Here is an 11,927-nt window from a genome sequence, read left to right as displayed (position 1 = left end):
AATAACAGGATCTTATCCTGTATTTACCTTAAGTCACTCATGCCTGATCGAATCAGTTACACGTTTCAAGGAAACTATGAAATTTTATTTGTCAATCTGTACAGATGAAGTGTCAGGTAGACAGCCTCAGCATCCTGTACAGGCTTTTTCAATGCATGCTGCAAAATTTTGATCATTTTCCAAGCAGTATTGTAGCATAAAGGATATTCATTTTTCAATAGATGAAGCAATTTTTCTGGCTCCTCTAATGATTCTCCCCGTTTAATACGCTCAATTGAAAACGTAATATGGCGTAATAAGCGTAAATAATGAATACTTTCTCTGTCTACTTTCATATGAAATGAATCTTCGATGACTTGGACCATTTGTGTAATGAGCTGCGAATGACGGTTCACTTCAGATAATGGCCTATTCGTCAAAGCTGAATGGATATGGAGCGCTATAAAGCCAATTTCTCCTTCTGGCAGCTTCGTTTCGACATCTGGCCGCTCGTTAATCAGTTCAACAACTTCCTTTGCAACCTCGTATTCTTTCGGGTAAAGCGATTGCGTCTCAAGCATAAAAGGGTTCGTGATATCATAGCCTTGCTGCACCCGCTTAAAACTAAACGCAATATGGTCGGTCAGTGCAACATGTATATGCTCATTCAATCGTTGTCCCATTTTTTCTCGTATATGATAAATGACGTCATTGGCAAGCTCGATCATGTTCTCATCAATATGATGAAGCAGTTGTTTATATTCTGTTTGTTCCTTCGTGTTTTTTAACACAAACATTTTTTCAAACACGTCTTGATCGAGAAGATCCCCCGATTTTTTACCGAAGCCGATCCCTTTCCCAATCAGAACCACTTCGCCCAAAGAAGGGTGTCTTGCGATGATGACATTATTATTTAACGCTTTATCAACGGTGAAGGATTCCATGAACATCCCCACCTCCTTCTTATTCAATCCCTCTTATCGTACAAAACAGATGAAACGTGCGTCAACGATTGTTTTTCAAAACGGTTGTTGTTCGCTCAATCAGGCGAAATGGCAGCATTCTTTTTTCTGATTTCTCTCCCTTTAATGCCCGGTCAAACAAGTCAAACGCTTCCTGTCCCATTTGTTTGAGGGGAATATGAATGCTGGAAATCCCCAAAGCCTCACTCAATTGGTTATTTTGAAAGCTGAGTATGGCTGGTGATTCTCCTACTTTTATGTCATGACGCTGCGCCTCTAATAAAAAGCCGGCAGAGACTTCGTCATTTGTAATAAATAAAGCTGTAGGACGATTTTTCATTTCCTGCCATTCTGCAAATAATTGCTTCCCATCAAGCAGGGATAACTTCCCTTCGATGATCCACTTCTCATCAATGGTCTGCCCGAGCGATTGCATCATGTCTTGATAAGCCTGAAGTCGCGACTCGCTATTCGCTCCTTCTGTTCTGGCGAGAACGATCGCAATTCGTTGATGGCCGCATGCCGCCAAATGATGCAGGCCTTCCTTAAATGCTTGATCATGCGCAATCGACACGGTTGAGCATTGATCGTGCGGTGCAGGATGACAAAATATAATCGGCCCTGATTCCTGCCACTTTAAAATGTGACCATCACTTAACGCATTTGAACAAAATATTAAACCATCTACACGGCGCTCTTTTAAACTCATTAACGCTTCTTTTTCTTTTAATGGGTCATATCCTGTTTGAAATAAAGCAAAATGCATGCCGCGCGCCTGTGCTTTTTCTGCAATACCTGTGACGAGTGCGCTGAAATAAGAGTGTTCAATGTTTGGAAGGACGATGCCAAGCATATTCGAATAGCCCTTCGCTAAATGGACCGCCTGGATGTTTCTTGTATACTTGAGCTCTTTCATCGCTTGTAGAACACGTTCTCTTTTTTCTTCTTTAACATAAGGATGCTCATTCAACACACGTGATACGGTTGTCACAGATACGCCCGCTCTTTTCGCAATCTCCCTTATGTTTGCCATTTTTTCTCCTACTTTCTCTTGATATGGTAAGCGTTTCATACTTTAAGATGTATGTGAGCTGAACAAATCACTGGATGGAAAGGGGAATTCAAGATGGGTTTCATCATATGGATTATATTATGTATGACTGTTTTGTTTTCTGCTCGTTTTGCATTACATCCTTTAGGAAAAGAACATAAAATCAAACCGTTTCAATCAATTGATGATTTTTTTGTTGATAAGGATCGAGAAGAGTGATAAAAAATCACGATGACACTTCCAAGACCTGGACGTTCATCGTGATTTTTTTCATTACTTGATGATCGTCAGCTCTTTCGGATAATTGGTTAAGGTGACTGGACCATCTGCCGTAATGAGAACATCATCTTCAATTCTTACGCCGCCGACTCCTGGGACATAAATTCCTGGTTCAATCGTATACACCATACCTTCTTGCAGAAGGTCGTCATTTGCCTGACTCATAGAAGGAAACTCATGAACAGAAACCCCTAACCCATGTCCAAGGCGATGAGGGAAATATTCACCATATCCCGCTTCTGTGATCAGCCCGCGGGCTTTTAAATCAAGATCACCGATTCTCACGCCGGGCTTACTCATTTCAAGTGCTGCCATTTCTGCATTTAAGACGGTTTGATAGATGTCCTTTTGCTTTTCAGAAGCTTCCTGATAGATAAATGTTCTTGTGATATCTGAGCAATATCCATCGACAATGACGCCAAGGTCAAATAACACAAAATCACCTTTTTTTAAGGCTGCCTGTCCCGGATTTCCATGAGGCTCGCCTGATTTTTCACCAAAGAGAACCATAGTTGAAAAGGACATACCTTGAATGCCTTTTTTCTTTAGTTCATATTCTATGACAGCGAGCACTTCTGTTTCTGTAATTCCTTCTTTTAAGGCGTTAACCCCAATTTTTACACCTTCATCTGCCAATTGAGCCGCTTTTTTCAGTGTAGCAATTTCAGATTCATCTTTAATCAGTCTAAGCTGATTGAGCGCATCTTCAGCCCGGACGAACGTTTCTGCCCCGGTAACAGCTTGGAGCTGTTCTGCTCTTTGAAGTGGAATCGATTCTTTTTCAATCGCAAGACGCGCCGTTTGAATGCCTCGTTTTTCTATCGCTGATTGAATGAAATCAAATGGATTCTCATGATCTTCATATCCAATAATATCGCCGGACCATCCTGCATTTTTTGCCTGCTCAACTTCCATTTTAGGCAAAATAAAAAATGGTTCTGCCTCTTGGAACACAAACAGCCCCATCACTCTTTCATGCGGCTCTGTGAAGTATCCAGATAGATAAAACACATTTTCCTTTGTATGTATAAATGCACCTTGAATGTCTTCTTTCTTAAGCCAAGAAGACAAGCTCTTCATTCGGTTCATCATGATCCTCCTCACACGTTTTACTACTGGTCTATTGTATCAGTTTTTGCTTTATTTCGCACAAAAGCGCACTGGCATGAATCCAGTGCGCCCTGATGATTGATTTAAGATGCACGAAGCAGACGCAGACCATTTAAAATGACCAAAATCGTACTTCCTTCATGCCCGATGACGCCAAAAGGCAAATCAAGCACTTGTAAGAAATTCGCACAAATTAACAGACAGATCACCGTTAATGAGAAAATAATGTTTTGCTTAATGATTCGATTCATTTTTCTTGAAAGACGGATCATCTTTGTTAGGTTATTTAAATTGTTCTTCATTAAGATGAGATCCGCTGTTTCTAAGGCAACATCTGTGCCTCCGCCCATCGCAACCCCAACATCTGCTGTGGCAAGCGCTGGTGCATCATTGATTCCGTCTCCTACCATGATGATTGAATTACCTTGTTTTTTTAATTGATTGACCTCATGTACCTTTTCATCTGGAAGACATTCAGCCACTACGGTTTGGATGCCGGCTTCCTGCGCAATCGCTTCAGCCGTTTTTTGCTGATCTCCTGTCAGCATGACGGTCTGGATGCCTAAATCATTTAGTTCTTGAATCATTTTTTTGGCTTCAGGTCTGATTTGATCCTTAAGGCCAAGACAGCCAACAACTTTTTCATCCTTTTGAACGTAGACCACTGTGCATCCTTGCGCTGAAAGGTCATCACCTGTCTCTTCAATCTCGCGGTCGATTGACGCCTTACCCGCAAAGTCTTTCTTCCCAATCCGCCACGTTTCTCCATTTAATTGTGCTTTCACACCAAATCCAGAGGTTTCTTCAATGGTGACATGGACTGTTCTTTCTGTTTGGTGCTCTTTTGCCATATCAGAAATTGCTTTCGCTAATGGGTGGTTTGATTGACTCTCAATTTGATAGAGTGCCTGGTAAAAAGCAGATTCATCCTGCCCTTTCGTCATGACAACTTGTTCTACGGCTGGCTTCCCGCTTGTAATCGTCCCCGTTTTATCAAAAGCAATCATACTGCTTGTGCCTAGTTTTTCTAAAAAGACGCTTCCTTTGACAAGCATCCCATTTCTTGCGCCATTTGAGATCAGTGACAGTGCGGCTGGCATAATGGATGCAACAAGAGCACAAGGTGAAGCAACGACCATAAACACCATAGCCCGATAGAAGGTTTCACTCATGCTCCAGCCGAGGACAAAATGAGGCAGAACCATTAATACCGCGACGGTGATCAGCACACCTTTTACATAGGCACCCTCGAATTTTTCAATAAATGCCTGGCTTGGCGAAACACTTTCTTGAGCGGATTCGACAAGTTTAATAATTTTATGGAAAAGCGTTTCTTCATTATGTTTAGTGACTTCCACTGTTAAGGAACCATTTAAGTTCACTGTTCCTGCAAAGACGTCTTCCCCCTGCCCTTTTTCCTGTGGAACAGATTCGCCTGTAAGTGCAGATTCGTCCACACTTGTTCTCCCGCTTAAAATCACACCATCTGCTGCAATGCGTTCCCCAGCTTTGATCATAATACGGTCACCAGGTGTTAATGATGAAGCGGCGATTTGAATGGTCGTACCATCTTCTTCAATTAAAGTTGCTTCATCTGGTGCAATGCTCATTAATGCTGTTAAATCTTTCTTGCTTTTATTTGACGTATACGTTTCTAGCGCACCACTCAGTGAGAAAATAAAAATTAAAATAGCGCCTTCTGCCCAATAGCCGATCAGAGCTGAGCCTATTGCTGCGAAAATCATTAAAAGTTCCACATTCAAGGTCTTAGACGAAATCGTTTCTTCAATTCCTTCTTTCGCCTTTGCAAAACCACCAATGACAAATGCCAGGATGAAAAGAGGAATGCTCCACATGCTCTCATCCTTTAGAATCCATCCAATTAAAATGAGAATCCCTGATATCCCTGCTGCAATTAATTCTCCGTGCTGTGCCCATTTATGTAAGGACCATTTCGATTCCTTTTGATTTGTCGTTTGGTAAAGTGTTGTATTCTCATTCATGATTGTTTTCTCCTCTCTAATTGATAATCGTTTTCACATTATCAATCGTTGCCCGTTTCTTATTCCATCTATATTTTCTGCTATTTCAAGCTTTTTATTGGTCTGTAACTCATTATAACAGGTTCTGAACAATTTTCAATTAATAATTATTATAATTTCTTTTTGATAATAATTATCATTATTGATATAGACCGTTCCTTCTTCTTCTGAGCACAGTGTATTCAGATGAAAAGCAAATGAACACAAAAAAAGAACCAACAGAATTGGTTCTTTCACAGAAAGGATTGGTTCTACGAATTCGTCCACTCTTTGATTTGTTTTTTCGTCAGTGGACCTACATGATTTTTCACCACTTCTCCTTTTTCATTAATCAAAAAGGTTGTTGGAATGGTGATAATTTGATATTTCTTCATCATTTCTCCGTGTTCATCTAGTATGATCGGGAATGTAAACCTTCTGTCTTTCACAAATTGGGCAACAGCATGTTTACTTTGTTCAGCACCTAGTAAATTCACGGTCAATATGTCAACATCACTCTGATTTTCTTTCACAATCTGTTCAAATTCGGGCAACTCCATTTTGCATGACGGACACCATGTTGTCCAAAAATGCAAAATGGTCTTTTTCCCTTTTGTGGGAACCATCTGCATTTCACCAGTTAATGTCGGTGCCTCTATTCTTGGCGCCATCACAGGCTCTTTTGCTTCCGCTGCTGCGCTCATGAGAAATAGCAGCATGGTCATCATTAGAAGACTGGCGGGTAGACGTTTACGATTCATCAGGATCTTCCTTCCCAGTTTTCTTATAGCTTGCCCTCTCGATGGTGATGACATTCAAGCTTTTTTCAATGTAAGAAACATTGAAACGCCGAGCTCCTTACAAATCGTCGCATAATGCAGGGCAGTCAAAAGCAGCATGCCTGTGTTCATCCCTAAAATGACCCCCATCATATTCAAGCTTTCCATTGAACCGAGGAAATACACCATAGAAAAAGAGACGACATGCACCCATATATTATGTAGGAACACATCTTTGATGAGCCCCATACCGATTAAACACGCTTGAAACGGCATCACAAACAGGTGGCATAAAAAGTATGGCCAAAGCAGCTGTAAATAGACAGCAGCTTGCGGTGAATCAAAAAAGAGCTGTGTGAGCGGGTAAGCAAAATAATACATCACCATCACTGCCGGCACCCCATATCCAAACGTTATGAGAATCGCCTGTCTGACACGTTTTTTCACAAGATCATACTGGCCTAAAGCATAGGCTTCAGAGACACTCGGAATCATCACAATCATGATGGAATGAGCGATAAATGCTGGGAAAAAACCGATCGACATTGCGACACCAGCCAGCATGCCGTAATGATCAACAGCAAGTGTTCCAGAAATGCCTGCTGCCACGAGTGCTCCTTTGATTAAAAATGGTTCAACCGCATTGGCAATCGCATGAAAGATGCGCATGCCCGTTGTCGGAATGGAAACGGCTAATAGGCGCTTTCGCACATCACTTCCTCTTAATTCAACAGACCTGACATTCACAGCATTTTTTGCCATGACGTATTGGGAGTATAAATAAATAAAGACAACAAGATCACTCGCAACAATGACACCAATGGCGATAAGTACTGCTGTTTCAATATCAAACGAATACCAATGAAAAAACAAAAACAAGCAGATCAGCTGGATCGTTTTCTTCAGCATATTGGCTAAAGCAATTCTGCCCATTTGCTGCTTTCCCATAAAATAGCCGCGGGCAATGGAGGTAAACGCAATAATCGGGATAAGTGACAGCACCAAGCCTTTCATAAGCGGATGATACGACTGAAACACTGGAATGAAAGGCAGTACAATAGCTGCTATAGCTGTAGTTGTACTTGTCACCACAAGTGTCATTTTAAAGGCATGGCGGAGCATACTTTTGTGGAGACGCTCATGTGATTCTGCAATGAATTTAGAAATGGAGACTGGCAGCTCTAAACTGGCGATCACAAGGACAAGCATGATGATTGGAAGGATACTCATATATAAACCCATTCCATGTTCTCCAAGCTCTCTCGCTAAAATCATATTGACTAAAAACTCGATACACTCAGCAATAAAAGCTGCGACAGATAGCAGAATGACCCCTTTTACAAATCGATTCATGTAGCCTCCCCTTGTCTAAAGCAAATTCTTTTCACATTCTATGAGACAAGTCCAAAAAATATTTTAATAATTGAAGACAAAAAAGAGCAATCTCATTGATCGCTCTATGCATGTAAACAAACCCTCGCTATTGGTGTCAGTCCCACGTGCTGGTGCTCACGAATGTCAAACTTGCTCCGCGCCAATACTCGTCCCACGTGTCTATGTATTACATTGGACTTTCTTATGATACTTATAAGGCACATAAGAGCAATTCACTTTATATGATTCGAGAAATTAATTGTCTAATTGTTATGGCAGGTAATTTCATTGATTTTGAATGCAGAGAAAAGGCGCTTCCTCATTTATTGTCAGCTTTAGAAAAATCTAAAGCAATTTCTAATAAGCCAATGATTGTGAAGTCATTATTTAATATTGGTTGTTGTTATAAAGGATTAGGTGATTTTAATAGGGCACTAGTTTATTTTAATCAGGTTATTCTTGAAGGAGAGCCTATTCATGCTACAGAGTTGCTTTTGGTTTATTATGAATTATCGTTATTTCATTTGATTCAAAAGGAATTTATTGAGGGAGAAAGATTTTTCAAAAGAGGCTTGGAAGAAGCGAAGAATAGAAAAAATGATCTGTTTTTATCGTTGCTAATGGTATTGGAAATTTTATTTTTAAAAACAGCAAACCTAAGTGAGGTCTTGAGCTCGTTGGAAAAATTAGAGAATGAGAGGGGTTATCCATACATGGAAGACCTAGCGCTCGAAGCGGCTCGGTACTATAATGAGAATGGGCGTATGGATGAATCTGTAAAAATGTATGAAAAAGTGATGTACTCCCGAAAACAAATCCAAAGGGGCGACTGTTCATATGAATTTTAAAACGGTTCTTACTGGTTTTTTGAGTGCTTCAGCATTGCTAGGTATGATCTCTTTATCATCTGTCAATTTTGATGTGAATTCAAGAAATGCTACTTCTCCAGAATCAACTGATCTGACTGTAAGAAATGCTACAGGCAGTAGCGTTACTACTCAAGATTTTCCTCTTATAACTTTATCTCAACATGATAACGATTTTTCTGTAAGAAATGGAACACGTTCTAGTTTAAATCTGGATATTCGTTTTGGAACACGTGATTCTAGGTTATCTACTTGATGAATTAAACATACCTTTAGGGTCTAAGACCTTAGTCAAGCCCCACCTTTACTTCGAGTAAAAGTGGGTTTTCACTTATTTTGATTTCATGGCCGCGAAAGTAAGCATCACCTGCATTGAAACTTTTTCAGTCCTCGAAGTTTCGTCCATCGCATTGCATCTGCAAAAACACGTTCTATTGTCTCTTTCCTTTTGCATAGATGTCCTTATTCATTTGTGTGAGTCTCAGATGGTCTGCTTCATCTAGATTGTCCTGCAAATAGATATTAGATCAAAACCATTTTAATGAGGACAACAATATCCACACTTGATCTGCCATTGTCTGAACTATAATGATCCTTTGACAAGATCATAAACGAAATCAAAATGATCTTCAGGCACTAATTCATCTAAGGCAACTACTTCTAATTGATTTCTTCTTCACGTTTCGATAGCATGTTCAACCCCCTCAGAAATATGTTATTGCCCATATTATACAAAAAAGCGTGTAGGCTTTGTCTACACGCTGAGAGCAATCTCATTGATCGCTCTTTTTCTTTATACGGCAAATACGTGACGTCCGATGCGTTCTACAATTTTGCGGGAACGAATCCAATGATCTGTTGCCGTTTTTGGATTATAAAAATAAATAGCCTTTGTTGTTCTGTCATGCTCTTTTACTACCTGCTTCACAGCTTTAATGGAATCTTGATCTGCCTTATCATGAATACTTCCATTCGATACTGGCTGGAAAGCATTTCGCTGATAGATCACACCTTTCACGCTGTCAGGAAAAGAACGATGCTCTACTCTGTTTAAAACAACGCTTGCTACCGCTTTTTTCCCTTCGTAAGATTCACCTTTCGCTTCAGCGTGAACCAATCGAGAAAGCAAGTCCATTTCTTCATTAGAATACTGTTTACCACTTGCCTTATTCGTCGTTTCAGATTTTACTTTTTTCTTTTGCTTCGGTTTTGAAGACTTTTCTTCTGTTGACGTACTTAGCATTTTCACTTTTGGCTGACGCTTCTCTTCAGAAAATGCTGGGATGACTTGATCGTGACCTTGATCTATATATGAAAGCTGATGTTTAACAGGTGCTTTTGAAAGTTCGTGACTTAATGTGCCTTGCTGCTCTTGTATATTGTCCATCTTCATTGCTGCAACCAGCATAAGGATGACAAAAAGAGCTGTATGAATTTTAATCATTCGCCTTTTTCCTCCTTTAATCAAAGTAGGCTGTAAGATACTTGTCCACTCTAACAAGACCTCATTCTATTTTCACGCACAAAGATTTACATGCCTGTCCAAATTCCGTCATTAAATGGCATGTCCTAGTTTTGCGCACATAAAATGGAATTGTTAGCGCTTAAAAAGGTCCCTTTTTCACCTATCATCATCCTTATGCTCCTGTTTATGGGTTATTACATTTTCTTTTCATATGTATCAAAGTGGTTTGAAGTGTGACAAAAGAACGAAAATAAAAAAGCTTTCTCTCATCAATGAGAAAAAGCTTTAGCTTCTTGCTTCTGTAAGATATTCAAAAATAACATCTCCACCATGTTTGGCGATTCCGCGAAAATGTTTAAAATCATCTTGATTCACCAATACAGAACGAAACGTTAAAAAGTCATCTTTTTGGATGGTCACCTGTTTTTCCGTCCCATTCCTTAAAGATTCGATGATTGTGAGGATTTGTTCTTCAGTCAAAAAAACCGCTCCTTTTCAGCCATGATCAAATATTAAATATACCATTCGTTAGAAGAGCATACAACGAAAACAAAACAAAAACGTCTTTATCCTTTACATTGGTATGAAAATATTGCAAAATACTTTTTAATAGGGAATGAAATCTGTTTTTAAAGGAGAGGGATCGGTTGAAGATTGCAAAAATTGGAAATGTGATCGAATTTAGAAATGGTTTAACAGGTGTAGTTGAAAAAGTGAATGAAAACTCTGTCATTGTGGATGTCACCATTATGGACAACTATAGAGATTTAGAACTGGATTCACTAACAGTCGTTAATCATAAAAACTATAAAATCATCAAAGACTCCGTACATTAATTTGCAATCCTCAATACAGACGATCGGTACATACGTATATATAAAGCAAAGCTAATCACGATTCGACAAATGGTGATTGCTATTTCAGTACCCTTCTAAAAAAATGATAAGATTCAGTATTAGCTCTAGACAGGAGAAACTAATATGCAAAATTCCAATGATATCATTGTACGTTTTGGAAAAATGGAAGATGCTGAAATGACTTTAGAAATACAGAAATCAGTTATTGCTGAATCAGATTATCTTCTTACATCACCTGAAGAAAACAAAAAAACCCTCTTAGAACACAGGAAATGGATACAGAAAAGAATTGAAAATGAAAACGAGACGTACATAGTTGCTCAAACTGATGAGAAAGTCATTGGATGGATAGCCTTTGAACATTCATCAAATAGAAAAAGAACTTCTCATACGGGATCATTCGGGCTGATGGTGCATAAGAGCTATAGAGGTTTAGGCGTAGGGGGAAAGTTACTAACAGCTTTATTACATTGGGCAGAAAAGAATCCTTCAATTGAAAAGGTTAGTTTAGCCGTTTTCTCTACAAATCAAAAGGCCATTTCTTTGTACAAGAAGATGGGGTTTATAGAAGAAGGACGTAAAATAAAAGAATTTAAAATAAATGATCATGAATACTGGGATGACGTTTTAATGTATAAGCTGGTTTAATGCTGTGAAAACGAATTGCAGAAGTAAGGACATAATATCAATTGAGTCATCAATTTGTTATGTCCTTTTCTTTTTCTCGCCACATCATAAGCATTAGTCTTTTTGCGTATGAAAGGTTTGCATTTCCGCCTTCGTCTTGTACATCTCGACTTCCTCAGGGGTGATCACTCCTTTATCAATTAAGAGGGCAATCACTCCAAGCAATGTGGAGGCACTCCATTTATACCGTTCTTTGTTTTGATGTTCAAGCATTTGAAGCTCTTCTCTAAGCTCCATTAGCAGCTGCTCTGCCCGCTCTTCTTTGTTTGCCAAATCAAACGCCTCCATTTACCATTCAATACCCCTATTTTATCTTAAATCAAATGAGATAAGCAAAAAAAGCATGATTCACCTTTACAAACATACGTTCTGTCATATATAATATATTTACGAGCTGGTAGCCCCCAGCCGTCCTAGCAAGTTCTATTCCCATTCGTATGAGAAGAGTGACATGACTCTTCTCTTTTTTTATGATTGATTCGCTACAATCCCATAAA

The 11,927-nt window shown here is 39.3% G+C and carries 14 protein-coding genes and 2 pseudogenes; 5 read left to right on the top strand and 11 right to left on the bottom strand.

All coding sequences use genetic code 11. From position 1 onward, the window contains the following. Positions 1 to 74 precede the first annotated feature (74 nt). Positions 75 to 929: a transcription antiterminator gene (locus MHI46_RS06730; protein WP_024424695.1), complete on the bottom strand. Its 855-nt coding sequence runs from the start codon at positions 927 to 929 to the stop codon at positions 75 to 77. 55 nt (positions 930 to 984) lie between these two features. Then, a complete protein-coding gene (locus MHI46_RS06725) occupies positions 985 to 1,974 on the bottom strand; it encodes a LacI family DNA-binding transcriptional regulator (protein WP_034623345.1) in 990 nt (329 codons plus the stop codon). Between the two features lie 93 nt (positions 1,975 to 2,067). On the opposite strand from MHI46_RS06725, the gene MHI46_RS06720 reads away from it, so the two are divergent. After that, positions 2,068 to 2,211, top strand: a complete 144-nt coding sequence (locus MHI46_RS06720) for a hypothetical protein (protein WP_162842493.1) — start codon at positions 2,068 to 2,070, stop codon at positions 2,209 to 2,211. A 54-nt stretch (positions 2,212 to 2,265) separates the two neighbouring features. Here MHI46_RS06720 and MHI46_RS06715 read toward each other — a convergent pair whose 3' ends face one another. The 4 genes from MHI46_RS06715 to MHI46_RS06700 all read right to left on the bottom strand — a co-directional run bounded on the left by MHI46_RS06715 (position 2,266) and on the right by MHI46_RS06700 (position 7,534). Next, positions 2,266 to 3,360: a Xaa-Pro peptidase family protein gene (locus MHI46_RS06715; protein WP_034623347.1), complete on the bottom strand. Its 1,095-nt coding sequence runs from the start codon at positions 3,358 to 3,360 to the stop codon at positions 2,266 to 2,268. 104 nt (positions 3,361 to 3,464) lie between these two features. Further along, entirely contained in the window at positions 3,465 to 5,384 is a 1,920-nt protein-coding gene (locus MHI46_RS06710; protein ID WP_342503184.1) for a heavy metal translocating P-type ATPase, read from the bottom strand. 290 nt (positions 5,385 to 5,674) lie between these two features. After that, positions 5,675 to 6,163, bottom strand: coding sequence for an endospore biogenesis thiol-disulfide oxidoreductase StoA (gene stoA / locus MHI46_RS06705; protein ID WP_125586301.1), 489 nt, complete (start codon positions 6,161 to 6,163; stop codon positions 5,675 to 5,677). 54 nt (positions 6,164 to 6,217) lie between these two features. Beyond that, positions 6,218 to 7,534, bottom strand: coding sequence for a polysaccharide biosynthesis protein (locus MHI46_RS06700; RefSeq protein WP_125586303.1), 1,317 nt, complete (start codon positions 7,532 to 7,534; stop codon positions 6,218 to 6,220). A 263-nt stretch (positions 7,535 to 7,797) separates the two neighbouring features. Between MHI46_RS06700 and MHI46_RS06695 the strand changes: the two genes are divergently transcribed. Both MHI46_RS06695 and MHI46_RS06690 read left to right on the top strand, forming a co-directional pair. Beyond that, complete coding sequence (locus tag MHI46_RS06695; protein ID WP_342503183.1) at positions 7,798 to 8,403, top strand: tetratricopeptide repeat protein; 606 nt, start codon at positions 7,798 to 7,800, stop codon at positions 8,401 to 8,403. Beyond that, positions 8,393 to 8,677 (top strand): hypothetical protein, encoded by a 285-nt coding sequence (locus MHI46_RS06690; RefSeq protein ID WP_106025235.1) that lies wholly within the window; start codon positions 8,393 to 8,395, stop codon positions 8,675 to 8,677. The genes MHI46_RS06695 and MHI46_RS06690 overlap by 11 nt, the downstream gene beginning before the upstream one ends. A gap of 75 nt (positions 8,678 to 8,752) precedes the next feature. Here the strand turns inward: MHI46_RS06690 and MHI46_RS06685 are convergent. The 4 genes and pseudogenes from MHI46_RS06685 to MHI46_RS06670 all read right to left on the bottom strand — a co-directional run. Beyond that, positions 8,753 to 8,924: pseudogene (locus tag MHI46_RS06685) on the bottom strand (transposase); the annotation flags it as partial. 22 nt (positions 8,925 to 8,946) lie between these two features. Beyond that, positions 8,947 to 9,097, bottom strand: a pseudogene (locus MHI46_RS06680) (IS5/IS1182 family transposase); the annotation flags it as partial. Positions 9,098 to 9,214: 117 nt separating this feature from the next. Beyond that, on the bottom strand, positions 9,215 to 9,865 hold the full coding sequence (locus MHI46_RS06675; protein WP_064498375.1) for a cell wall hydrolase: 651 nt from the start codon (positions 9,863 to 9,865) through the stop codon (positions 9,215 to 9,217). Positions 9,866 to 10,171: 306 nt separating this feature from the next. Further along, positions 10,172 to 10,366 carry a hypothetical protein gene (locus MHI46_RS06670; RefSeq protein ID WP_039178090.1) on the bottom strand — a complete coding sequence of 65 codons (195 nt, stop codon included), beginning with the start codon at positions 10,364 to 10,366 and terminating at the stop codon, positions 10,172 to 10,174. 167 nt (positions 10,367 to 10,533) lie between these two features. Between MHI46_RS06670 and MHI46_RS06665 the strand changes: the two genes are divergently transcribed. Then, entirely contained in the window at positions 10,534 to 10,722 is a 189-nt protein-coding gene (locus MHI46_RS06665; protein ID WP_003211747.1) for a DUF2187 family protein, read from the top strand. A 144-nt stretch (positions 10,723 to 10,866) separates the two neighbouring features. Then, entirely contained in the window at positions 10,867 to 11,391 is a 525-nt protein-coding gene (locus MHI46_RS06660; protein ID WP_099663208.1) for a GNAT family N-acetyltransferase, read from the top strand. A gap of 93 nt (positions 11,392 to 11,484) precedes the next feature. Here MHI46_RS06660 and MHI46_RS06655 read toward each other — a convergent pair whose 3' ends face one another. Next, positions 11,485 to 11,703, bottom strand: coding sequence for a hypothetical protein (locus tag MHI46_RS06655; protein ID WP_039178087.1), 219 nt, complete (start codon positions 11,701 to 11,703; stop codon positions 11,485 to 11,487). Between the last annotated feature and the right edge of the window lie 224 nt (positions 11,704 to 11,927).

Origin of the sequence: Bacillus sp. FSL K6-1000, from assembly GCF_038630785.1 — a bacterium.
Taxonomy (GTDB): domain Bacteria; phylum Bacillota; class Bacilli; order Bacillales; family Bacillaceae; genus Bacillus; species Bacillus safensis.
The sequence above is the reverse complement of the archived record's forward strand: the minus strand, read 5'-3'. Positions and strand labels throughout refer to the sequence as shown.